Origin of the sequence: Neotamlana sedimentorum (assembly GCF_000943565.1) — a bacterium.
Lineage (GTDB): Bacteria > Bacteroidota > Bacteroidia > Flavobacteriales > Flavobacteriaceae > Neotamlana > Neotamlana sedimentorum.
On record NZ_JTDW01000011.1, the window covers coordinates 65,597 to 90,168 of the forward strand.

Genomic DNA, 24,572 nt, shown 5'->3' on the forward strand with positions numbered 1-24,572 from the left:
TGCTTTTTTAAAAGTTTAAATTTATTCCAAATGTGTAGGTCGCTTGTGGCCTTATACTTTCCTTCGGGTATTCTGGGTCTTCACCATATTCGTTAAATAAAATAACACCCAAGTTATTTGCTTGCGCAAATAAGCTCAACGAGTTTATTCCAAGTTTATTTGTAATTTGATTTGGCAACGTATAAGTAAGATTTACCTCTTGAAATCTTATATGCGAAGCATCTGCCGTTAAGTAAGACAAATAAGGATAATAAACTGAATAGAAATAATACCTTTGTACTCCTGTTGTTGGGTAAGGTAAAATTTCGTTAGGATCGCCATTAGCCACTTCGGTAAATTTTTCGTTTACATAGGTATTTCCTCCAGAAAGGTCATTATAATTAAACCCTTGTCTTCTAAAAACATGGCCAAATTTAGCCGTTAAAATAAACGACAAATCAAAATCGTAAATTTTAAAAGCATTTCTAAATCCTAAAATTGTTGGTGCATTTGTTGTACCATCTGCAACCATAAAATTTAACGCATTACCACTTGCTCCTAAATTAAGATCTATATTGGCTTGATCTTCTCCATAAACACTTGGTGCTAAAACGCCTCCTCCAAAATCGTATAAACCTGCATATTCATAAGACCAAAGCTCGTTTGCATTATAACCTTCAACATACGACGATGTTGGGCCTATTGATAACTCGGTAGAACCATAAACTAGTTTATTAAATTCTGTTATTTCATTTTCATTATGAGAAAAATTAAAAGTTCCAGACCAAACAATCTCATTATTTTTAATTGGAATAGAAGCACCAATACTTAACTCGATACCTTTATTTACCATTTGTCCTTTATTCAATCTTTGGGATGTTGTTCCAAAAACTCCAGAAATATCTTGATCTACAATTAAATCTGTTCCTTTTTTGTTATAAACATCAATACTACCGTACAACTTTCCTTTAAAGGTTGAAAAATCGGCACCAATATTAAAACTGTTAGTTCTTTCCCATCTAAGATCTGGATTTCCTTCATCGGTAATTGTTGCAGTAAGTTGATCGGTAACCAAATCTAAACTAGTTCCTAAACTTATTATAGGTGTAAATGATGATCTTGGAATAATATTTCCGCCCGAGCCATACGTTGTTCGTAAATACAATTTATCTAGCCAAGAAACATGCTCCATAAATTTCTCTTTACCAACATGCCATCCAAAACCTCCCGACCAAAATGGGTCATATCTTAAGGCTGGATTTTCCGATATTATGTTAGCAGCATCTGTTCTATAACTTCCTGTAAACACATATTTATCGTCAAAAGTATAAGCTAAATTTCCGTATATAGAAAAAAGTCTAGTGGTAGTTTCGCTATAAAAATGCTGATATGATAAACCAAAAGAATGAAAGTACCCTGCATAAATAGCTGGTAAATTATTCCATAAACGATGTGTATCTCTATCCTCTAAAAGATCTGAGCTCACCAAAGTTTCTGGATCATAACCAAAAGAAGCTGGGTTAATTGTAGATTTAGCTGTTCTATTACTTATCTCGCTACCTAACAAAAGATCGACATGATGTTTTTGATTAAATGTTCGATTAAAGTTTAATTGATTTCTCCAATTATAGGCATTTACTTCACTTGAACTCTGGTTTAATATACCTCCATTTGGAACAAGTTGAGTAGGCTCTTCACCAATTCTCCATTCTGGTCCCGAAGTTTCATTTATAAATTTTCTAACGGCAAATGTTTTATCGTTATAATAATCTCTATTTGATGTATTAAATAACTCATATTGAATTTTAGATGATATTTTTAAACCTTCTATAATATCTACTGTTAATCCTGCATTAACACGAGCGTTTATTTGTTTAGTACTTAAATCTCTATTTTCAACTTCGGTAATAGGGTTATAAGACCAATCGGAATATGGAAAAAGCTCTGCAGGGACAAATTCGTTAAAATTGGGCATATAATAATTTAAGTACGACATATCTGTTAATGTACCATCGTCGTTTTTAAGCATATCCCAGGGCGCTAAACTTTTAATAACGCTTAGCATATTACCTCCCGAATTGGTTGTAGCATCGGAGTATTGTAACATTGTTGCAAAATCAAGCTTTACCCTTTTTGCTAATTGTGTTTGATTTTTAAAATTAATTTGATATTCCTGCGTATCATCTCCAATAAACATGCTGTTTTTGTCTTCAAATAATAACGAAACACTGTTGGTCATTTTTTCGTTACCACCAGAAATATTAATATTATGTTGTGTAGTTAAAGGTGTTGCTAATAAATAATCTTTTATTTGTTTAGAATTATCTAAACCAGCTAAAGTTGCCAAAGTAGCATCTCGTTCTGCCTCTGTAATTCTACCTAATCTTGCCTCGTTCATGGCTACAATAGCTTGAGAGAAAGGTGACGACACTTGTGTTGCAGCAATACTAGGAGGTCCAAAAAAATCACCAAAAAAATTGGTATCGAACCCAGCTTGCTCATATGCTATAAAATCGGAACTCGAACCTCGTGCTAAAACATAATCTAAATCAAGTTTCTTAGATGTACGCAGAAAAGACGACACCGTTACATTCATGCCTTTTTTCTTTCCTTTTTTTGTTGCTACTACAATAACACCATTGGAAGCTCGCGCTCCCCAAATAGAAGCAGCTGCAGCATCTTTTAACACTGTAATACTTTCTACATCGTTGGGATTTATAGTTTCAAACCCACCTTCAACAGGAAATCCGTCGAGAACAATTAACGGGTCGGCATCGGCTACTAAACTAGATAAACCTCTAATTTGGAAATTAACTGTACCGTCTGCATCAACAGTACTTTGTACACCAGCAACAGCTCCAATTAGTCTTTCTGAAATACTTGACGCTGGTTTATTAATTTGATCTTTTTTAACTCCTACATAAGCTCCTGTTGCTCTTTCTTTAGAAATTTCCTGGTAACCAGATGACACAACAACAACCTCATCTAAAGCATTTACATTCTCTTTTAATGTTACATTTACATTTGAAAAATATGTTAAGTCTGAAACAAGAATAGTTTTCTTTTTAAAGCCAACATATGAAAACTCTAAAACAGCGTTACTTTTTACTGCTATTTCGTATTTACCAGAAAAATCTGTTGCTACACCATTATTAGTTCCCTGTTCAATAATAGTAACCCCCGCTAGCGGCAAACCACTTTCGTCTGTAACCATACCAGAAACTTTGACTTTTTGTTGTCTTCTTTTGTATTGGGGCTCTACTTTGTTTATTAAAATAGTGTTATTATCGTCAACTGTAAACTTCAAATTACTATTGTCTAAGACTTTTTTCAACAAATTAATCACCAAAATCTCACCTTTTTTAAGTGTGATTTTTGGTGCATTTTTAAAAAGTTTTTTAGGAATAACAAAATGATAATTGGTTTGTTGCTGAATGACATTGAATACTTCATCAACCGAAACTGACTTGTCTTGATTTATAATTACTTTTTCTTGCGAAAGCGACGTTTTAGGCGTTAAACCAAAAACCGCTGTACACAAAAGGAAAGTAATCATTCTCATAATGAATAGATGTAACCGTTTTCGGAGGAGAAAACGAAAGTTAGTTAATTTAATTTTCATAAATTTGCTTTGTGTTAGTTAGACATACATTTAATTAATACATATAAGAGGGATAAGGTGTAACACGGCCAAATGTTTGTAACCTATTCCCTTTTTTTTTATTCTATAATTATTTTTTTATTTTGGAATTCGAAACCATTAATTATTTCTAAACCTTTTAAATTTTCCAGGAGGTTCTCTATTTTATCATTTTTACCTAAAGCCCCAATAAACACCTCTTTTTCAACCTCTTTGTTTTTAAACTCAACATCAAAATCATACCATCTTGAAAGTACTGTCATAATTTCCTTTAAATTTTTATTATCAAAAGTAAAAACACCTCTTTTCCATGAAATTTCCTTATAAACATCAACCTCATTAAATTCTAAAATATTAGAAGTTCTATTTAAAACAGATTGTTGGTTTGGTAATAACAAGTGTTTTTTTCCTTGATAGTTAATACTTACCTTTCCTTCTACTAATGTTGTTGAAACGATAGACTCATTACTGTAAGCTTTAATATTAAATTCGGTCCCCAACACTTCTATTTCATGGTTATTGTTATTTACAATAAATTTTGCACCATTGTGCTCTGTACTTGGTGATACATCAAAATAAGCCTCACCATAAAGCAATTCTACTTTACGAGGACTTTCTTCTGCAAAAGAAACTGGATATTTTAACTTAGTTTCTGAGTTTAACCAAACTTGCGTACCATCAGCTAGCTTTATAAAAAATTGTCCCCCTCTCGGAATAGTTAAATAATTGTATACAATTTCATTATTTGTTTTATTTTCAGCATAGACTAATTCCTCTCCATTACAAATGACATGGTTATTTTTATAATTTGTACCTTTCACTAGCGTTATACTTGATCCATCCTCGGTTGTTAATGTAGCTTTATTGGTACCACTAGAAATACTAGTATTTACTACATTATTAGTAACCTTAGAGCTTGATTTGTTATTATTCAGAAATAAATACAACATCATAAAAACAGCCATTGAAGCAGCGACCCCATATTTAATTTTATTACTCTTAAATAATGTTATAATTTTTAGCGGCTTATTTTCTTCATCTTTTATAGCATCCAAAATATTTATCAGCATTCGCTTTTTTATAATATTTTCTGGTCCTAAAGCCTCAACCCATTCGTTATCTTTTTGAAAACTCTCATAATAATTTACAAGTAATTTCAATTCGTCGGCAGTTGTTTTTCCTTCTAAATATCTTTCAATTAATTTTTGAAAAAACTTATTATTTATAGCGTTGTTATCCATGTTTTTTAACGTTAAACTTTAGTGGTATACCTATATAGTGTCTATATCGTTATATACCCCCTAAAAAAAATCAATAATAATTTAATATTTTTTTAAAAATGATTAAAAATCAATAACAATAAGAAGAAATACTAGCATTAAAATAACCAGTAAAGCGAAAGTCTTAAAAGATATATAATAGCTACTATAAGAAAAGAAAAATTAATTCCATACTAATTAAACCACCTAAATTAGCCCTTAAAATTCTTAAAGCCAACGTTATATGATTTTCCACTGTTTTAGTTGATATACCTAATTTATTAGCAATTTCTTTATGCGATAATTGTTTATTTCTACTTAATAAATAGACTTCTTGACATTTTTTAGGTAGCGTTTTTACGACAATATTTATTTGCTCAACTAATTCTGCATGCATTAATTTAGTTTCAGGTGTAGAATATTGAAACCTTTCATTTAAATTTTCAAACAATTCTACTCTTTGTATTTTTTTCTTCCTAAACTCGTTAAAAACTTTGTATCGAACACATGCGTATAAATATGATTTTATAGAAATTTTAATTTGAAGTTTGTGTCGTGCATTCCAAAAATCGACAAATACATCTTGTATAATTTCTTCACATTGTTCCTTATCTTTTAATAAGTTATAAGAAGATATATAAAGAGGTTTCCAATAGCTTTCATAAAGCTCGGTGAATGCCCTTTTATCGCTCTTTTTAAGCCGTTTTAATATTTCTTTATCATTATTAGTCATAACTAAAAAGCCAAAACTAACAATTTATTCGAAATATAAAACAATTAGATAAAATTACAGAGCCTTTCTACAAACAAAGAAAATAGCATTAAACTTTAAGATAATTCATTTTAAGCACTTTTAAATGTTAAAGGTGTTTATAAGAGGCCATTTTTTATCAGATATGACAAATATCATAATTCAACTTTTATTTAATACTGACCTTTGAACCATAATTAAAAAACAATCCAATATGACCTATTTAGCATCATCGAAAATAAAATTCACAGTATGTATTTTATTTTCATTTATTTCCAGTTTAACGTTCTCTCAAGAATACCAATTAGATAGTGCATCTACCTTAAGCGTTTATGGTACTTCTAGCCTACACGACTGGCATATTACTACAACATCGTATAGTGGCAGTATTAGTTTTACTGATATAAATGCTGGCAAAATAAAAACTTGTAGTGTTACAATACCTGCAGAAACTTTAAAAAGTGGTAAATCTTCAATGGATAAAAACACTTATAAAGCTTTAAAGACTAATAAATATAAAAACATAAGTTTCACACTTACAAAAGCAGATAATATTACAGCAAAATCTAAAGGAAATTTTAATATAGAAGCAACGGGCTATTTAACCATAGCCGGTACAAAAAAATTAACAACTCTAAATTTAAACCTAAGCACCTCAACTAATGAAGTAAAACTAACTGGTGAAAAAACGTTTAAAATGAGTGATTTTAATATTGAGCCACCTACTGCATTATTTGGTACAGTTACCACTGGCGATGAAATTACCATAAAGTTTAATTCAATTTTCAAATAAAATAAATAGTAAAAGAAATAACCTTAAAATTATACAATCATGATAACAAAATTTAAAACATCAATCACATTATTAGTTGTGCTACTAAGTTTTAGTTTATTTGCACAAAACAGACAATTAGATAATTACAGACAACCAGATAAAAACGGTGTAAACGTTTTTGAAGCTCCTAAAGACAGTGTTTCAACATTTAACGGGGTTAAAGTACGTATTGGAGGCTCTTCTACACTACAATTTCAAGCTATAGACCAAGAAAACTCAGGCGATACAGAACTTGCTGCAATAGGCTCAAATTTTAATTTAGCAACTGCTAATTTAGATTTAGATGTAGCATTATACGATGGAGTTAGAATGCACTTAAGAACTTATTTATCTTCTAGACATCACCACGAACCATACGTAAAAGGTGGATATTTTCAAATTGACAAGCTTGACTTTATTAGCGAAGGTTTTTTAGAAGATTTTATGAAAAATGTAACCATTAAAATTGGACACATGGAAACTAACTATGGTGATGCACACTTTAGAAGAACCGATAATGCACAAGCTATTTTCAATCCTTTTGTTGGTAACTTAATTATGGATGCCTTTACAACAGAAGTAGGTGCCGAATTATATTATAACACAAACAAAGGTTTATTTGCAATGGTTGGTTTTACAAATGGTAAATTAAATCAATCTGTAACAGAGTCTAATGGTTCTACAGGTGGAGCTTCATTTATTGCCAAATTAGGATACGACAAGCAATTAAACGACGATTTAAGACTTAGATTAACAGGATCTGTTTACAACACGGGATATGTGCCTAACTCTTACTTATATGCTGCAGACAGAGGTGGCTCTAGATATTATAGCGTTTTACAAGATGCCGATGCAACAGGCGATAATTTTAGATCTGGACGTTATAACCCGGCATTTGGTAACAAAATCTCTGCTATAATGATTAATCCCTTTGTAAAATATAAAGGTTTAGAATTCTTTGGTACGTTTGAGACTGCAAGTGGAAACGCAATAGGTGCAGAAGAAAGAACAGCAACTCAGTTGGCTGGAGAGTTAATTTACAGATTTGGTAAAAACGAAAACCTATTTGTTGGTGCAAGATATAATACTGTTGATGCAGACGATACAAGTGGTGAAGATATTACCATTAATAGAACTCAACTTGGTGCCGGTTGGTTTATGACAAAAAATATTTTAATAAAGGCTGAATATGTAAACCAAACTTATGATGGTTTTACAGCAGGAAGTCTTTACGACGATGCCAAATTTAACGGCTTAATGTTAGAAGCTGTTATTAGCTTTTAAACACAACCGTTTAAATAAAACCTTACTATTAAAATGGTTGTGTTTAACAAACCATTTTAATAGTAAGGTTTTTAATTTTTTAAACTTTAAATTATGAAAGTTATTATATTATTAATTACAGTCATTCTTCAGTTTAGCTTTATAAACGACCCCATAAATAAAACTAACGTGAAAATTAATCCTGAAAGCACTTTAGTGATTGAAGGTAAAACCAATGTTAACCAGTTTTATTGTAACTACAACACCTCTCTGTTAAACCATGCAATTCCAGTAGATTTTTTATTATTAGATAATCGAAAAATGGTATTTAATAACGCTGAATTAAAACTAAAAAATGCTTTTTTTGATTGTGGAAACCAAATAATGAATAAGGATTTTAGAACACTTTTAAAATCGAAAACTCATCCTAATATTTACATTAATATACTTGAAGTTGAAAAACAATCTGATAAAAAATTATCAGCAGAACTTAAAATAGAATTAGCTGGTGTTAGTAAACAATTTAGAATCCCTGTAACTATTGAACATACTGACAATAAGTTAAGCGTAAAGGGCAATATTGAAATTGATATTTTACAATATAATTTGGAGCCTCCAAAAAAATTACTTGGAATGGTAAAAGTCGATAATACTATTAATGTTTTGTTTAATTTATCCCTATCAACATTGTAATTACTTATGCACTGCACTCTGCACACATGGGCAATTACTAATGCCTTGTAAAAAGTCTAAACCAATAGTAACCACGTGCGTACCAGAGTTATAACTTGCCAAATCGTTCATAGTAACTTGATAAGCATAACCAAAATATAAAACCGATTTTTTAAATCCAAGCATAGGTCCAATATTAAGTGGTTTTAAAAACTGATCGTTTAAGTAACGGTACGATATGCCGCCCCAAATATAATCTTCGTTGCGATTATATTTTCTAACCTTAAAATTAACATCGGTGCTCGAACGACGATCACTTGCAAAAAATTGATAAAATACCGAAGGTTCAAATTCCAATCCACTTTTATTAGGTCCTGGAATTGTATACCCTGAGTACACTTGAAAATTCAAAAGTAAATTCGGTTCCAATTCGGTAATTTCATCTTCTAAATCTTTACTAAGAATGTTGTTCGCATTAAAACTTAAGAAGAAACCTTTTAATCTAAACAATGCACCAACATCAAAATTATTATTTCCTCGTCGTCTATCATCCATTAAAGCTGGCAAACCGGTTGGGTTTTGGTTAGCCGCATTAATTTTTTCTACTGCAATTCTAAAACTATTAAAATTATAAGATATACCTAAAGACAAATACATTTTACGGTAATAATCTAAAGTAAGGTGATGTGCAAACGAAAATTTTGCACCAGTTTGTAAGGTATAGCCGTTTTTATCGTTGTAAAACGACAACCCTAAACCCGAACGATTAGAAATTCTAAAATCACCATAAATAGATTGGTTATCGGGTGCATCTTTAATTCCAACCCATTGAGTTAAAGCGTTAGCCCTAATTTTTAAATTATCGCCAATACCAGCATACGTAGGCGAAACCACAAAGTTATTATCTGCCAGATATTGTGTAAATACTGGTAAATTTAATTCTTGTGCATAGCCTTTAATTAAGACTATAAAAAGTAAATATGCTATTAATTTTTTCATAACCTATTATCTGTATAAGGTAAAATGTCCAACAAAACTTCTGTTATCCTTACTATCGTTAAGCTTTACAACATACCAATAATCACCTGTTGGTAATGGTTTGCCTTTGTAATTACCATCCCATGTGTCATTTGCACCTAAGGTTGCTACTTTTCGCCCATATCTATCAAAAATATCGAAAGTAATATTTGGATATTGTCCTACACAACCTGGTCCCCATGTATCTAAATCATTATCATTATTTGGAGTAAAGTAATTAGGGATACAAACATCTATAAACTCAAAATATGCAGTAGCACTAACTACGCAACCATTACTATCGGTTACAGTTACAGTATAATCGCCAGAAGCTCTTATAAAGTAAGTATTATCGCTTCCTTGGTTATCACCATTTAATGAAAACTCATAATTTCCAGAACCGCCAGTTGCAGTTGCAACAATTTCGTTCATATCGCCTTGAGCGAGTGAAACCGCTAATGGGTTGTAGTTTTCAATTTCGAAATCTATGATCTCTTCACAGGTGTTTGAATGTCTTACCGTAATAAAATGTATACCTGCTGCAAGATCAGTAAATAAGTTATCTGTTTGATAAGTACCGCCATCTAAAGAATAATCTATTTCTGTTAAATCAATTTCTGTATCATCTACATTTACTATAACCATGTTACTTGTAGCATCTATACCATTAGTACAGTACTCTATTTCAAGATCGGCTATGATTTCTACAGATTCAGGGAATGTTATATTCCATTCTGATTCACATCCATTAGAATCAATAACATATACAATATGATCGCCTCCTGATAAACCTGTAAAATCAAATTGAGTTTGAGTAGCTGTCCCTGTAAAGTAACTTCCGTTTACATCATCTAGAGTAACGCTATATGGCATTTCTCCCCCTGTGATTTCTATACTAAATTCACCATCTTGATCTCCTGTACACGCTTCTGGATAAATTGAATCTGGTACAATACTTATAAATACTACTGCTGGTTCGGTAACGGTAAAATCGTACAGTACAAAACATCCTAGTTCATCTTGAACAATAGCCTGATATGTGCCTGGTGATAAATCTGTAAAGATTGGTGTATCGAAAAACTGGTCTAATCTTGGCGAAATAGCATATTTTATTTGTCCTGTTCCGCCAGAGGCCATAATCTCTAACATACCATCATTACCGCCTGCGCAAAGTACATTGGTAACATCAAAAACTGCTGTTAATGCTTCATCTGGTTCAGTAATTTCAACTAATGCGCTTGTTTCTAAACAATCTCCACTATTTACTCTTACTTGATAAATCCCTGCTGGTAATTCTGTAAAAACACCTGGACTATCTTGGGTTACTGGAGTTATTGCATTTCCAGAGCTATCTTCTAAAGTATAAATATAATTTCCTAGACCACCTTGTGCTGTTGCTATTATAACACCTGTTTGGTCTCCATTACAGTTAATAGTAGCATTTTCGACATCAATATCAATTTCTAAATCTGGTAAAGGATCTATTGTAATTTCATTGGAAACATTCGAGGTACACGCATTAGCATCGCGCACATAATACTGATAGGTTCCTGGGGTTACAGCAAATGTCGTTGACGTTGCAAATGTGCCTAAAATTATTGCAAAATCTGATGTTTCACTGTATTCATAACTTCCTGTTCCACCCGTTGCATTTAATGTTAACGTGGCATCGGTTGTACATGTTTGTGTAGTTGTTGTTACTAAACTTGCCATAACTTCATCCGGCTGTGTTATGATTATATCTGCTGATGTGCCTACACAATTATAACCATCGGTAACAGTTATATTGTATGTACCAGCAGCTAAACCATCAAACACTGGAGTGATTTGAGGTCCAGAACTACTTACTGTTGGCGATAACATATTTAATGTATAACTATAATTACTGCCTTGGCCTCCAATGGCTGATACAGTAATTCTACCATCTGAGTCTCCATAACAATCTAGCATGGTTGCATCTGCTGTAGCAGTTACTACAATTGGATCTGGATTTACTAAGACAACATTAACTGAAGCAATACAACCCGAAGCATCTCTCACACTAACTATATAATCGTTAGCTACTAAATCTTCAAAAGTGGTTTCACTTCCGTAAGGTACTATTATGGTTCCTGTTAAAGTTTCTAACTGATATTCATAATCTAACCAACCTCCTGAAGCTACTACAGAAATTGAACCGTCGTTATTTCCAGAAACACAAGTTATTTCAGTATGTGTTTCAGTAATTGTTAATGCCTCTGTTGGTGCATCAATTGTAAAGTTTTGCGAAACTGTACAATAAGGCGCATTTGTTAGATTAGCTGTTATTGTGTATGTACCAGATGCCAATCCGCTAATTGTTGTTGGACCTGCATTTGCAACAGTTCCTGTAGTTACAGTTGCTCCTGTACTATCGAAAACTGTGTAGCTAAAGGCTCCAGATTCATCTGTAGGCGTTGGTACTCTATCTATAAATGTAACATCTACACTTCCATCGGCATCGCTAAAACAAGTTACGTTAACAACAGAATCCACTTCTAAATCAAAAGTATTAGGGTCATTTACATAATGTATAGTTTCTAAAGTACAATTAGTATCTAAGTTTATAACAGTTATGGAATAATTACCTATTGGTAAACCTGTAAACACGCCTGTTGTATTTGTTTGATTATAAACACCACCATATACGCCTGCTGCATCAATATCCTGAACTGTAAACTCTAAATTTGTTGGTGCTGGCCCTGTTGAGTTAACAGTTACAGTAATATCTTCATCGTTAGTACAAGTAATTGCATTATCAACAGTTACATCTATACTTTCTAAAGATGTAAAAGGAGAAATTGTAGCTGTAGTACTTCCTACACAACCATTATCGTCATATACATTAATAGTGTAAGTACCACCTGAGAAATCAGATTCAGTATAAGAAGTATTAGCTCCATATTGTACAACATTACCTGATTTTATGAATTCGTAAATTGTATAGTTTGAAGACCCTCCTGTTACATTTGTTACAGTTATTGAAGCATAATTAACCGCATTTACACCTATATTACATGCATACTCTACAACTGTTGGTGCAGCTACCGTTATGGTGTTAGGTTCGTTAACTACTACATTTGCAGTTTCAACACAACCTCTACCTGAATTAACTTGTACTGTATAAGTTCCTGCACTTAAACCTGTAAATACATTTGATGTTTGAGCTGCCACAACAATTGGTGCTGTTATTTCATATGTATAAATTGGGTTATCATTACTTGCTGGTAAATCTACAGTAATAGTACCATCGCTACCACCATTACAACTTACATCGGTAGATGAAGCATTAAAGGTTACTGGAGTTGCTGCTTCTACTGTAATAGACGCACTATTTGTACACGTGGTAACATCATCTGTAACTGTAATAGTATAGGTTCCTGATGGCACACCAGAAAACACGTTTCCACTCAAACTTATAGTCGCTGGACTTGGACTAATTGTGTAACTATAGGTTCCTGAACCACCAGTTGCATTTACTGTAATTACACCATCATCATCAGTACAAGAAGGTACTGTTGTTAATTCTGGAGTAATACCTAGAGCATTATAAATTTCTATAGTGTTTGTACTTGTAGCTGTACACCCATTAGCATCTTTTACAGTAACAGCATATGTTCCTGGCGCATTTACTGTAAACGTATCGCTTGTTTGATAAGAATTCCCACCATCAATACTATATTCAAAAGGAGCTATTCCTGTTGTATTTGAAACTGTAAATGTATATGGATCTCCTGTTAAGTTACATTGATTAGATGCAAAACTTGGTAAGGTAACCGTTGGCAGTGGATCTGTTGTAATAGTAACATCAATCATTGCCGGACAATTATTCACATCCAATGCATAAACATCCCAGTTCAAGTTTACAAAAGCATCTAAAATAGCTGAATCACTATTAGTGTAATCTCCAGATACAGGAGTAACGCCATCTTCTACAAAAGCATAGGTATAAGGAGCTGTTCCTCCACTTGCACTTACAGTTACTTGAGCTCCTGTGTTACAAGTTGCATTTATATTACTTGTTTCTGCTAACGAAACTGTTGTTGGTTCTGATACTGTTATAGATGACGTTGCTGTACAACCTGTAACTTCATCTGTAATATCAATAGTATTTGTTCCGGTTAGCAAGCCTGTTAATACAATATCACTTATTGTTTGAGCTGTAATTACGGTTGTTCCTCCATCTAAAGAATAACTATAAGTACTGCTAAAGTTTGAAACTGTAAAAGTAACTTCTCCATCGGTACTTCCGTTACAACTTACATCTGATACTAATAAGCCAGAAACAGTAATATTTGTAACAGGATTAACTGTATATGATTCTTGATAAGTACAACCATTGGCATCGGTTACTTCGAACAAATAGGTATCTGGTAAAAGACCTGTGTATGTTCCTGTAGAATCGCCGGTTGTATTAGAGGTTGCACTTGCTGGCTCTAAAATAGCATAACTTACTGGCATTACTCCTCCTGTAGTTGTAAGTGTAACATCACTTGTAGTATTAATACACGTAATATCGGTTGAAGAAAAGTTCAAATCCGTTGGTGGATTTAATGCTGGTACATTTTGAGTTTCAGTTGCACTTAAACATCCATTACTGTCCATTACAACTAAAAACACATCACCTGGTGTGTTGGTAGTATAAATATTGTTTGATGAAAATGATGTACCTCCATCAAAGCTATACGTATATGGCGATGTACCTCCACTAGCCGTTACGGTAATTGTAGCTGCCTGAGATGCATTTGAAGCATCACAAGTTAAACCTTGAGTTAAAGTAGGACTAGCGACGACTATAGTTGGCTCAATTAATGTAACAGAAACTGGTGATGACACACAAGATTTATTGTCTCTTACAATAACACTATATGTATTTGGTGCTAAACCAGTAAATACATTAGAAGTTAAAAATGTTGTACCGCCATCAATACTATATTCATAAGGACCTTCAGTTCCTGAAGCTGTTACTGTAATAGTACCATCACTTCCACCGTTACAACTTATATCTGTATGAATTTCTGTTGCTACTGGTGTCCCTAAAGGGTCTAAAGTTATTATATTAGATGTAGCTTGACATGATTGACTATTTGTAACTCTAAATTCGTAAGTTCCAGATGTTGTAACAGTATAAGTATTACTAGCTATAACCGCGAATGTTCCACCATTTATACTTACCTCATAAGTATATGGGCCTACACCAGTGCCTCCACTTGGTGTTAAAACTATAGTTCCGTCTGGTGTTATAGTACAGTCTAAATCTTTAGTTAAATCTGCATCCAATTGTAATTGAGGCTCTACCGTATATGTTGTAGAGGCAATACAACCATTGTCATCTTGAATACTCAAAGTATATGTTCCAGGAGTATTTAATGTAAAATTCGGATCGTTTTGGTAAGCACCACCTATACTATAGGTTGCATTACCATTATAAGTTGTACCCGTTATTGTAATTGATATTGGGCTACCAACATAACATTGTGAAGCTAACGTATTAATAGTTGGCTCTGCATCTCTTGGTAAGTATATAGTATCAAATTGTACACAACCATAAGCATCGCGAACATAAATATCGTAAGTTTCATCACCAGCCAAGTTAAAAGCATTAGTCGTTGACCAGTTTCCTGGAACAACAGCATTTCCTGTGACTACAGCTTGATATTCGTAAGGCCCAGTTCCGTTACTAGCCGTAGCAACGATTGTTCCTAAATCGTTACAATTAGCATTTTCTGAAACCATAGCTGTTACCGATAATAAAATAGCAGATTCTGTAATATTAAATTCAGTACTAACTACACTACAACCTGCATTAGTCGCTCCTGCATCTTCTGTAATTACAATAATATAATTTCCAAAATCCAATGCACCTATATTAGTCACCGAAAAAGTACCATTAGCAGGAACCGTTCCAGTCCCAGAAATACCTGTAGAATTTAGAGATAATGATTCCCTAATTTCATAAGTTACATCTGTTGGCACTCCATAGATACTGGAAATATCAAAACTTACTGTTCCATCTGCACTACCTGTACATGTTATATTGTTAGGCACTACATTTGTTGCTGTTAAAGTTGAATTAGTTGGAATAGGAATATCTGCCTGTTCATAATAGTAGCACATAGTCGCTTCATCATAAACCACGAAAGTATACGTTGCACCAGGTACTAAATTGGTGAAAGTTGTTTGTCCAGGTGCATGTTCATCTTGCCATGGTGCAGTCGTTGGCGCAGTGTATACCATACCACTACCAGTATAAATAGCGAAATGGAATGGTCCAGAACCTGTTAACGGTGTTCCTATTGCTACTGTAGCAGAACCACCTGTTGAACAATCTGCTGGAGGCGCAATTACAGAAATATCTAAATCGTCTGGAGGAGAGGCAACAAGTATATTTTGTACCATGGCAGTACACCCATTTGTATCTGTTATAATAATTTCATATAATCCAAAGTCAACTACTTCAAAAACTACAGAAGAACCCGTTTGATTGGTAATAGCATTGTCATAACCATTTACACCAGTTACGTGATAAGTGTAATTAGGTGTGCCTCCAGAAACTGAATTAATAGTAATAGTTCCTAAAGAAACACCCCCTGCCCCACAAGTAATAGGTGTAACGGTATAAGACAAACTAACTGGTGCTGGCTCAGTAATAGTAATGGTGTCAGTATCAGTACACCCTTTAGAATCTGTAACTGTTATCGTGTAATTACCTGCTGCTAAACCAGCTGTTTGAGTTCCATAATCGGTTCCTGTAGTATTATTAAAAACATTAATTACATAAGGAGGTGTTCCTAAAGTGGAATTAATGGTTACATCGATAGCAGCGTTCGACTCACCGCTACAAGTAATAAATGCTGTTTGAGTTACTAAAGTAATATCTGGGTTAATAGGATTAGTAACTGTAACATCGTTAGTTTCAACAGAACAATTGTTTGAATCTGTTATTCTAAATCTGTATGTACCAGCAACCGATGTATTATATGTAAATGAATTACCTACTGGAGTTGGTGTTAAAACTGTATAAGTTGTACCACCATCTACAGATATTTCATAAGTAGTATATGAAGCTGAACCACCTGAAATATTTACATCAATTGTGGCATCTGTTGGAACTACACATGTTATATCTTTTGTTAATAAAGCATCTGCTTGTAGCTGTGGGTTTACTACTAAAGTTTGTGATGCTGTACAACCATTTCCATCTTGTATGGTAAAGGTATATGTTCCTGGTGACGTTATTGTAAATGATGGACTTACTTGAAAGCCAGAGCCCATGCTATACATTGCTGTACCTACTGATACAGTTCCAATTAAGTTAACAGTTAAATCGTTACCAACATAACATTGTGGAGTTATCGGGTCTAAAGTTGGTTGAGCATCTGCTATAATTGTAACTGTTGTAAATGTAATACAATCATTGTTGTCTTTTACATAAACATCCCAAGTTAAATCTGCGGCAGAATTAGTATCTACTGTTACAACATTATTACTAGAATAAGATGCTAATGCTGGTGCTGATGCTCCTGAAATAACTGCTGCATATGTATAATTTGGTGTTCCTCCTGAAGCTGATACCGTAATTTGAGATGTATCATCATCACAATAAACATTTGTGGTTGTTGCCGATAAAGTTAGAGCATTAGCTGGTTGTGAAACAATAACGGAAGCTGTATCTGTACATCCCGTAGCGTCATCAGTCACTTCAATTGTATAAGTACCTGACGCTAATCCTGTTAAAGGTATTGAATTTGCGGTTTGTCCTGTTATAACAGTTGTACCACCATCTAGTGTGTAGCTATAAGAACCTCCAAAATTAGATATGCTAAATGTAACTGCTCCAGTTGAGTCTCCAAAACAAGCCACATCGGTATTTAAATTTCCTGTTGCAACAATATTTGTTACCGGTGAAACAGTAAATGATTCTTCGTAATAACAATTATTTTCGTCAGTTACTCTAAATATATAAGTATCTGGCGCTAAACCTGTAAAAGTACCTGTTGCAGCTCCTGTGGTATTTGAAGTTGCACTTGCAGGAGATTGTATAGAGTAAGTTAACACACCAACTCCATCTGTTGCTGTTAATGTAACATCGCTTGTTGTAGCTAAACATGTTACTGTTGTTGCAGAAAATGCAATATCTGAAGGAGGATTTAATGCGGTTAGCGTAACACTATCGCTAAACACACATCCGTTTGCATCTCTTACAGAATAAGTTATAGTTTGATCGCTACCATTATCATTAATAGTTAAGGTATTTGTTGCAGAATAGTTAGATCCATTAAAACTATATGAATATGGTGAAGTTCCTGTAGTCGGAATATTAATAGTTATTTGAGCAGATTCAAAAGTATTAGAAACACTACATGAAAACTCTGTAACAGTATGCGTTGTTGTTAATGTTACTGGTGCTGTTAATGTTACAGAACCATCATAAATACAACCATTAGCATCTCTTACTTGATAAGCATATGTTCCTTCTGATAAATTTTCGTATAACGAGGTTGTTGTAAAACCTGCTGAATCAAAATTATATTCATATGGTGCAGTTCCACTTGATGCTACAATTTGTACAGAACCATTAGAATCACCATTACATAAAGGATTAACTGTTGTTTCAGTAGCCGTAGGATTTGTTATCGGGTTAATAACAACTGAAGCCTCTGCTATACAATTCTCTGCATCTGTAATTCTAAAATAATATGTTCCATCGGCAGAGACAGAGTAAGTAAATGGACTTGCAGACGGTGTTGGAGTTATTGCTGTATAAGTTGTTCCGTCTGTAGAAACTTCATAACTAGCATAAGGTGTGTAACCTCCTGTATAACTAATCTCGATTTCTGCATCTGGTGACGTTGTACAATCTAATCCTTTTGTTACAGCAGCATTTAATTGTAATTCTGGTTCAATTGTTTCTGTACCTAAAGCGAAAGTACAACCGTTAGAATCTCTAACAATTATATCGTAATTACCTGGTGTTAAATTACTAAACACATTATTTGATGTAAACGCACCACCGTTTATATTATACTCATAAGGCGATAAACCTCCTGAAGCATTCACCTCTAGGGTAACACCTGTGTTGGCATCATAACAATAACCTGTTGTAACATCTATTGTAGCAGTTGGCCCCGTTGGATCAGTTATGTTTACTGGTGTTGTAGTTGTACAGCCGTGTGCATCTGTTACTCTTACTACATAATTCCCTGCAACTACATCTGTTAAAATACCGTTTGCTGCGAATGTAGCTACTAAATTTAATGTGGTATCTTCTAATAATTCATATGAGTATGCTGCTGTTCCTCCTGTAGAAGAAGCTTCAAGTGTTGCTCCATTTAAACAAGTTGGAGATGTAACATCTATATTTAATGTTATTGGTGTAGGCTCTGAAATTTCTTGAGTAAAAGCGAATTCACATGTATCTGAAGCATCATCATATCTAATTTGAACATCATAAACTGCTGCAGACAAACCTGTTATTGTATATGGAGATGTCGTTTCTGTTACCCAAGTTACTCCACCATCTATGGAATACTGATAACCATTGGTAGTATCAAAATTTTCAGCGGCTATTGTTATTTCTCCATCTGAAGCACCAGAACATGAAACATCACTAAACCCTGTTAAATCTGCGGTAAACGCATTTCCCGAATCTACTACAAAAGGGAAATCTACTTCTGTTGTACAAGAAACAGGTAATTGATATACACTAATATCATCAATTGCTAAATCGTTACCACTCACTCCAAAGATATTCGTTCTAATTACAAAATCTAACGTTGTATTTGCACCAGGGTTTAATTCTAAATTAAACTCATTCCATTGTTCATTATTATCAATATTACCAGTGGTTACCGAAGACACTATATTTCCTGTAGAAGGATCTAAAACTGCTAACAATAAATCCGGCTCAATAATATTACTATTAGATTTTACAACATTAGCAACATATAACCTCACCCTAACAGGCTGATTAGGAATAATATCTGTAATTTCTTTTTTATAAAAATTATCATCTAAAGAAATTCCTGCAGTTGTAGAAGGGTCTCCTATATTTACCAATAAATATCTACCAAAATTAGAGCGATCTCCTGAGGTATGATCTACTGGATTCCACCAAGCTCCAAAAGGGCTTTCAATATTATAAGTAACCGAATATTCTCCATCATTCACGCTAATATTACCTCGACCGTCTCCAGGTCTTTGCTGTGATTCGAAAAGATAAAAATCTATTCCAGGTGATTCGACGTTTAATTGACCAAAACCAAAATCTTCTGTTAATAAATTACTATATGTTGGCACATTATTTAATTCGTAACCAACAGTAATAACGTGTGATCCTTCAGAAACATCTAAAAAAGTTTTTGGATCTGCAAGATTAGTATTTTCAACACCGTCAAGATAATAAGTGTATTTGAAATTATTACTACCTTCATTAGTAACCGTTACAGTTGCATTAGCAGAACCATCACAATTAAAATCTGGAGTACTAATAGAAATGGTTGGTTCAACAGGTTCTGAATCTAAAACTATTTCCGGCATAGCAGTTATACATCCAGCACTATCCCTAACATATAATGTATACGTTCCTGGAATTACATAAGATTCATTAGTACTTACCCATGTCGCTTGGTTATCAAAACTATACTCGTATGGTGGTGTTCCTCCTTGCGGATTAGTAATACGAACTCGACCTTCTCCTGAAGGTCCACAACCTGCTAATTCCGATACACCACTTGAGGCTGTTAACGCATTATCTGGTTGTGTTATAGTTATATCTTGACTATCACTTAAACATTCTACACCATTTAAAGTATACCTAACCAATGCTGTATAATCACCTGCAATTAAATTTGAAAAAGTAGACGATGCGCTATAAGTAGCTCCATTATCTATACTATACTCAACTGCAAAACCATTGGCATCTGCCACGTTAAAAACAATTTCCCCAGTATTATCGTTATAACATAGTATGTTACTTGATGACACTGTATATGAAGGAACATCTATAGCATCAACAGTTATGCTAGTTTCTGCTGAACAGTTGTTATAATCTACTACTGTAATATTATAAGTTCCAGCACTAGTTACAGGATAAGTTGCAGTTCCTTGAAAAACAGTTGTACTATTTATAAAATATGCATATGGTGGTGTTCCTCCAACAGGATAAATTGTTATTTCCCCATCGGTACAAGTTAAAGGCGTGGTTAATGCTGCTGTTACTGTTAACTCTTCAGGATTAATAATCTCAATATCTTCCGAATGGAAACAACCATCATCAGAAGATATATTTACGGTATAATTTCCAGGATTTAAATCACTAAAGGTGTGGTCATTATCGTTTATTGGTCCAACACTATTAACTAATGTAGCACCTTCATATATAGAAAAGTAATATTGAGGACGCACATCGTTTGCAGCTAACACAACAGTACCTAAATCACCATAACATAATGGCTGTTCAATAATTATAGAAGCTGTAAAATCGCGTTCGCGAACTTGAACATCTGGAACTGTAAAAATACATGGATTTGGAGTTACACCTATTTGTCTTATATAAACCTCATATAAGGCAGCTGTTGTTACAGTAAACACATTACTTTCTTGGTAGTTAACACCATCAATACTATACTCATAACCACTTGGTACACCGCCTACTCTAATTTCGCCTGGGGTTGTACAATAAATATCTCTAGCTGTTACATTTGGATCTAAAATATTGGTATAAACATTAAAATAGAATTGATTAAAACAACCACCGTCATAATTTAATGTTAATCGATATTGTCCGTCGGTATTGATAGTAAAATCTGTACCAGAGGCTACCTGGTTCCATGTACAAGCTGCATCTTCGTTAGCACAATCTTGATTTGCTACGGCAGTACAACTACTTTCGTCTAACTTTTCCCAAATTATAGAAGTAGTATCTGTAATTCCTGTTTCTATAAGTCTAGTATCGTTTGCTCCACATAGGTAAAAATTTGGTAATTCTTTACCATCATTAGGGCATACTACCACTTCGTCAGCAAAAGGAATTAAAGGATTGGTAACTCCAGCTCCAAAGGTAATAACTTCAAAAACTTGATCAATCGATTGACAAGGAGCAACTGCTGTATTATGAACATAATAGGTTCCAGTTTCTGTAACAGTTAACGATTGCTCTGTTCCTATTTCTGGTGTTCCAGACGGACTTGTAGACCATGAATATGAATCGTATCCATCGCCCGCTGTTAAAGTAGTACTTGCTCCACAAAGAATAACTTCTTCTTCGAAAGTACAATTAATATCTGCTAAAAAATTGGTCGCGCCAGGCGTTAACAAACAACCAGTATTTGTAGCAAAACTTGGATCATCTGAAATTGTAAACTCCGTGTTTATAGTTCCTTGATAAGTAGAAAAAGCCTGATTACTGATAACGTTAGAACATGCATCGTTAAGTAAACTACAAGACGAAACAACGGTAACCATAAATCTAATTTCTGTAACTGGGTCGTTTTCTTCTACTATAGATTCGTCAACATCAAAAACAATTTCTCGAGTAACAGAGTCATAACTTTGTATGGAAACACCTGATGGCAAAACCCCTAAATCTGTTGGGTAATTAAAAATAACATTTTCAGGTAATATGTCTCGAATAATTAAGTTTGTAGCATCATCGTTACCTGTATTTTGAAAACCAATTGTATAATATAATTCGTCACCTAAATTTACTTCTTGGTCTCTAATATCATTACCAAATTCATCTTCAACAATTTTAGTTAAAACTATGTTTGGAGCAATAATCTCGATGGCAAATGCACTAAAGTAGTAATAATAAATATCTTGATTACTACCCAAACTAATTGTAGCGCTAGTAGCATTATTTGCAATTATAGAATTCCCTGCATTTGGAATACTAATAATTCCAGCATCGAAACCTAAAGTGTTAGATCCGTTAGGGTTTCTGGTTGTAAACAACTCTGGGGTATTAGTTACGGGATCGATGTATGATACAGTACTATTAAAAAAATTATTGCCAGGTCTAATTACTGTTCCCGCATTATTCGTTGCATCAATAGTACTTCCATTAAGTCTTAAGTAATCACCAGAATATCTCCTATCCCCCTCAATGGTACTGAAGGCAAATTCTGCACGTACTGGACCGGTAGGAATTGTTCTAAAACCTGAAACAGGAAACGTTTCGCTAATAGTACTAGTAATTCGTGTAAAACCATCAAAAGATGTAATGTACTTACTTGGTAATAAAGGATCTTCATAAACTACAAAAAGCGACCAACCTGCTGAAAGTCCTTCAGAATTTGGTTTCCTTCCTACCATTGAAGAAATATTAGCCACCGAATATGTTCCTTCCGGATCTGTTAGCGCGGTAACCATATCTGTTACATCATAATAATACACATATGTATTAGAATTATTGTTGTTTGCGGCATTCTTAAAATATACTTCAGAACCTGTAATATCAACATAACTGCCTCCAGGAACTTTAAACTTAATATCGGAAATAGGATCATCTCCGTTTACAACCGCACTCCAATATAAACCAGCATAAACTACCTGATAACAAGTAACATCGTCTGGAACATTTAAATCAGCACTACTGGAATTAAAGGTTGAAGAGTCTCCATCAATATCAACATGGACCGCAGCGTTAATTCTATCGTTTGCATCATTTCCATTATAAGGATCGGTAGGGTGTATACCAACATTACTATTACCTATTAGGAGCATATCTCCCTTAATGGCCTGATCGTATCTCGGTGAAAATGGAACCAAATTTTGCCCAAAAACACCATTAAAACAAAACAAGGTAAATAGTATTACCAAAAAAATCTTAAGAAAGTAATTCTTTTTCATAAGCAGGAAAATTATATTTTGGTTTTGCTTGGGACACAAAAAATTTGCTTTAGCCTGAATGATAAAAAAGATTATTCGTACAAAACTATTTTATAATCTTATTTTTATTCATCTTAAGCGATGTAAATATCGCATTTTTTTATAGAAAAAGGTAATTTCAGCAGGAAAAAATGGTGTTTTATCGAATAAATTTAACTAAACACCCGATAAAAGTATTTTTCATGAAGTATTTTGACTACAAATTTAATTTTGTACATTAACAATTGAAGATTTACTTAAATATAAAGTAGTTTTATTATTTTGCATTGCAGATCTTGCCTCTGTTAAACTACCATAAACCTTACTATAAATATAATACTTACTACTGTTAACATCGTAGAAGAAATCTACCGATTTATTACCAGATTGAATCACTTTACGAACAAAATTATCTCGCTTATTTGTATCTGAATGTACAGCTAACACCAAATAGTAACCAGCTTCAACATTTGTTACACGGTTAATAATTAAAATATTATTCGGTATAACTTCTCCAAAATCAATATCATTTATTTCAGGTGTATTTTCGGTAATAGTGGTATTTTCCTTTATTGCTTTTAAGGCCGCTCGATCTTTGTTATAACGTTCCTGTTCGTTGTCGAAAGCTGCTCGTTTTATTCGACGTTTTCTTTCAAAATCGGTTGCTTCTTTAATTTCAACTAATTGTTCTAATAAATTTTGTTTAGTTTTTAAAATTTCTGCCTGTTCCGATTTTAATTTTACAATTTCATCCGCAAAATAAGAATTCACCTCATCTTTTGTATTTCTAGTCTTTTTAAGTCTAGTTTTATACAAGCTTTCTAATTCAGAAATTCGTGCATTTTGAGACTTTAAAACATCATCAATTTCCGATTTAATGGCTTCTAAGTTGGCATTTTCGGCAGAAACACTTTTAAACGGTTTAGGCTCCTTATAAATACCCTGTTCACTTAAATCGTTTTCCTCTTTTAAATCTGCTAAATCTTTTTGTCTGCTAGATACGGCATCTCTTAAACGATTCATTAAATTTTGTTGATCGATTCGGGTATTTACCGTTAACTCGGTTAAACGCTTCATCTCCAGCGATTCTTTGTCTTTAGAAACAGGAATTAACACGCCATCTAGCATCACTGTATCCAACGCTTTTTCGGCTTCTTGGGCTAAACGTTGCTTTTCAGCTTCAACTTTGGCTTTAGCTTCCTCAGCTAAACGTTCTTGTTCTAATTTCGCTACTGCTTCAGCTTCTGCTTGTTTTTTAGCTTCTTCTGCTAAACGTTGCTTTTCTGCCTC

At 33.5% G+C, this 24,572-nt stretch carries 8 protein-coding genes and 1 pseudogene; 3 read left to right on the forward strand and 6 right to left on the reverse strand.

Features of this window, described 5'->3' with window-relative positions; translation table 11 throughout:
* Positions 1–7: 7 nt before the first annotated feature.
* The 3 genes from PW52_RS13330 to PW52_RS13340 all read right to left on the reverse strand — a co-directional run bounded on the left by PW52_RS13330 (position 8) and on the right by PW52_RS13340 (position 5,611).
* Positions 8–3,541, reverse strand: coding sequence for a SusC/RagA family TonB-linked outer membrane protein (locus PW52_RS13330; protein ID WP_240475187.1), 3,534 nt, complete (start codon positions 3,539–3,541; stop codon positions 8–10).
* Between the two features lie 158 nt (positions 3,542–3,699).
* On the reverse strand, positions 3,700–4,860 hold the full coding sequence (locus PW52_RS13335) for a FecR family protein (protein WP_052823508.1): 1,161 nt from the start codon (positions 4,858–4,860) through the stop codon (positions 3,700–3,702).
* A 184-nt stretch (positions 4,861–5,044) separates the two neighbouring features.
* On the reverse strand, positions 5,045–5,611 hold the full coding sequence (locus PW52_RS13340; protein WP_044633465.1) for an RNA polymerase sigma factor: 567 nt from the start codon (positions 5,609–5,611) through the stop codon (positions 5,045–5,047).
* 232 nt (positions 5,612–5,843) lie between these two features.
* On the opposite strand from PW52_RS13340, the gene PW52_RS13345 reads away from it, so the two are divergent.
* The 3 genes from PW52_RS13345 to PW52_RS13355 all read left to right on the forward strand — a co-directional run bounded on the left by PW52_RS13345 (position 5,844) and on the right by PW52_RS13355 (position 8,399).
* Positions 5,844–6,422, forward strand: coding sequence for a YceI family protein (locus PW52_RS13345; protein ID WP_044633466.1), 579 nt, complete (start codon positions 5,844–5,846; stop codon positions 6,420–6,422).
* 39 nt (positions 6,423–6,461) lie between these two features.
* Positions 6,462–7,727 (forward strand): porin family protein, encoded by a 1,266-nt coding sequence (locus PW52_RS13350; RefSeq protein ID WP_044633467.1) that lies wholly within the window; start codon positions 6,462–6,464, stop codon positions 7,725–7,727.
* Positions 7,728–7,820: 93 nt separating this feature from the next.
* Positions 7,821–8,399 carry a YceI family protein gene (locus tag PW52_RS13355; RefSeq protein WP_044633468.1) on the forward strand — a complete coding sequence of 193 codons (579 nt, stop codon included), beginning with the start codon at positions 7,821–7,823 and terminating at the stop codon, positions 8,397–8,399.
* Here PW52_RS13355 and PW52_RS13360 read toward each other — a convergent pair whose 3' ends face one another.
* From PW52_RS13360 to PW52_RS17560, 3 genes and pseudogenes are all read right to left on the reverse strand, one after another.
* Positions 8,400–9,377: a PorP/SprF family type IX secretion system membrane protein gene (locus PW52_RS13360; RefSeq protein WP_044633469.1), complete on the reverse strand. Its 978-nt coding sequence runs from the start codon at positions 9,375–9,377 to the stop codon at positions 8,400–8,402.
* 6 nt (positions 9,378–9,383) lie between these two features.
* Complete coding sequence (locus PW52_RS13365) at positions 9,384–23,264, reverse strand: T9SS type B sorting domain-containing protein (protein ID WP_044633470.1); 13,881 nt, start codon at positions 23,262–23,264, stop codon at positions 9,384–9,386.
* A 243-nt stretch (positions 23,265–23,507) separates the two neighbouring features.
* Positions 23,508–24,572: pseudogene (locus PW52_RS17560) on the reverse strand (hypothetical protein); the annotation flags it as partial.

What these genes read in the sequence shown, in the direction of transcription:
- PW52_RS13365 (WP_044633470.1), bottom strand. Translation starts at nt 23,264, where the DNA reads ATGAAAAAGAATTACTTTCTTAAGATTTTTTTGGTAATACTATTTACC.
- PW52_RS13335 (WP_052823508.1), bottom strand. Translation starts at nt 4,860, where the DNA reads ATGGATAACAACGCTATAAATAATAAGTTTTTTCAAAAATTAATTGAA.
- PW52_RS13330 (WP_240475187.1), bottom strand. Translation starts at nt 3,541, where the DNA reads ATGAGAATGATTACTTTCCTTTTGTGTACAGCGGTTTTTGGTTTAACG.
- PW52_RS13340 (WP_044633465.1), bottom strand. Translation starts at nt 5,611, where the DNA reads ATGACTAATAATGATAAAGAAATATTAAAACGGCTTAAAAAGAGCGAT.
- PW52_RS13350 (WP_044633467.1), top strand. Translation starts at nt 6,462, where the DNA reads ATGATAACAAAATTTAAAACATCAATCACATTATTAGTTGTGCTACTA.
- PW52_RS13345 (WP_044633466.1), top strand. Translation starts at nt 5,844, where the DNA reads ATGACCTATTTAGCATCATCGAAAATAAAATTCACAGTATGTATTTTA.
- PW52_RS13355 (WP_044633468.1), top strand. Translation starts at nt 7,821, where the DNA reads ATGAAAGTTATTATATTATTAATTACAGTCATTCTTCAGTTTAGCTTT.
- PW52_RS13360 (WP_044633469.1), bottom strand. Translation starts at nt 9,377, where the DNA reads ATGAAAAAATTAATAGCATATTTACTTTTTATAGTCTTAATTAAAGGC.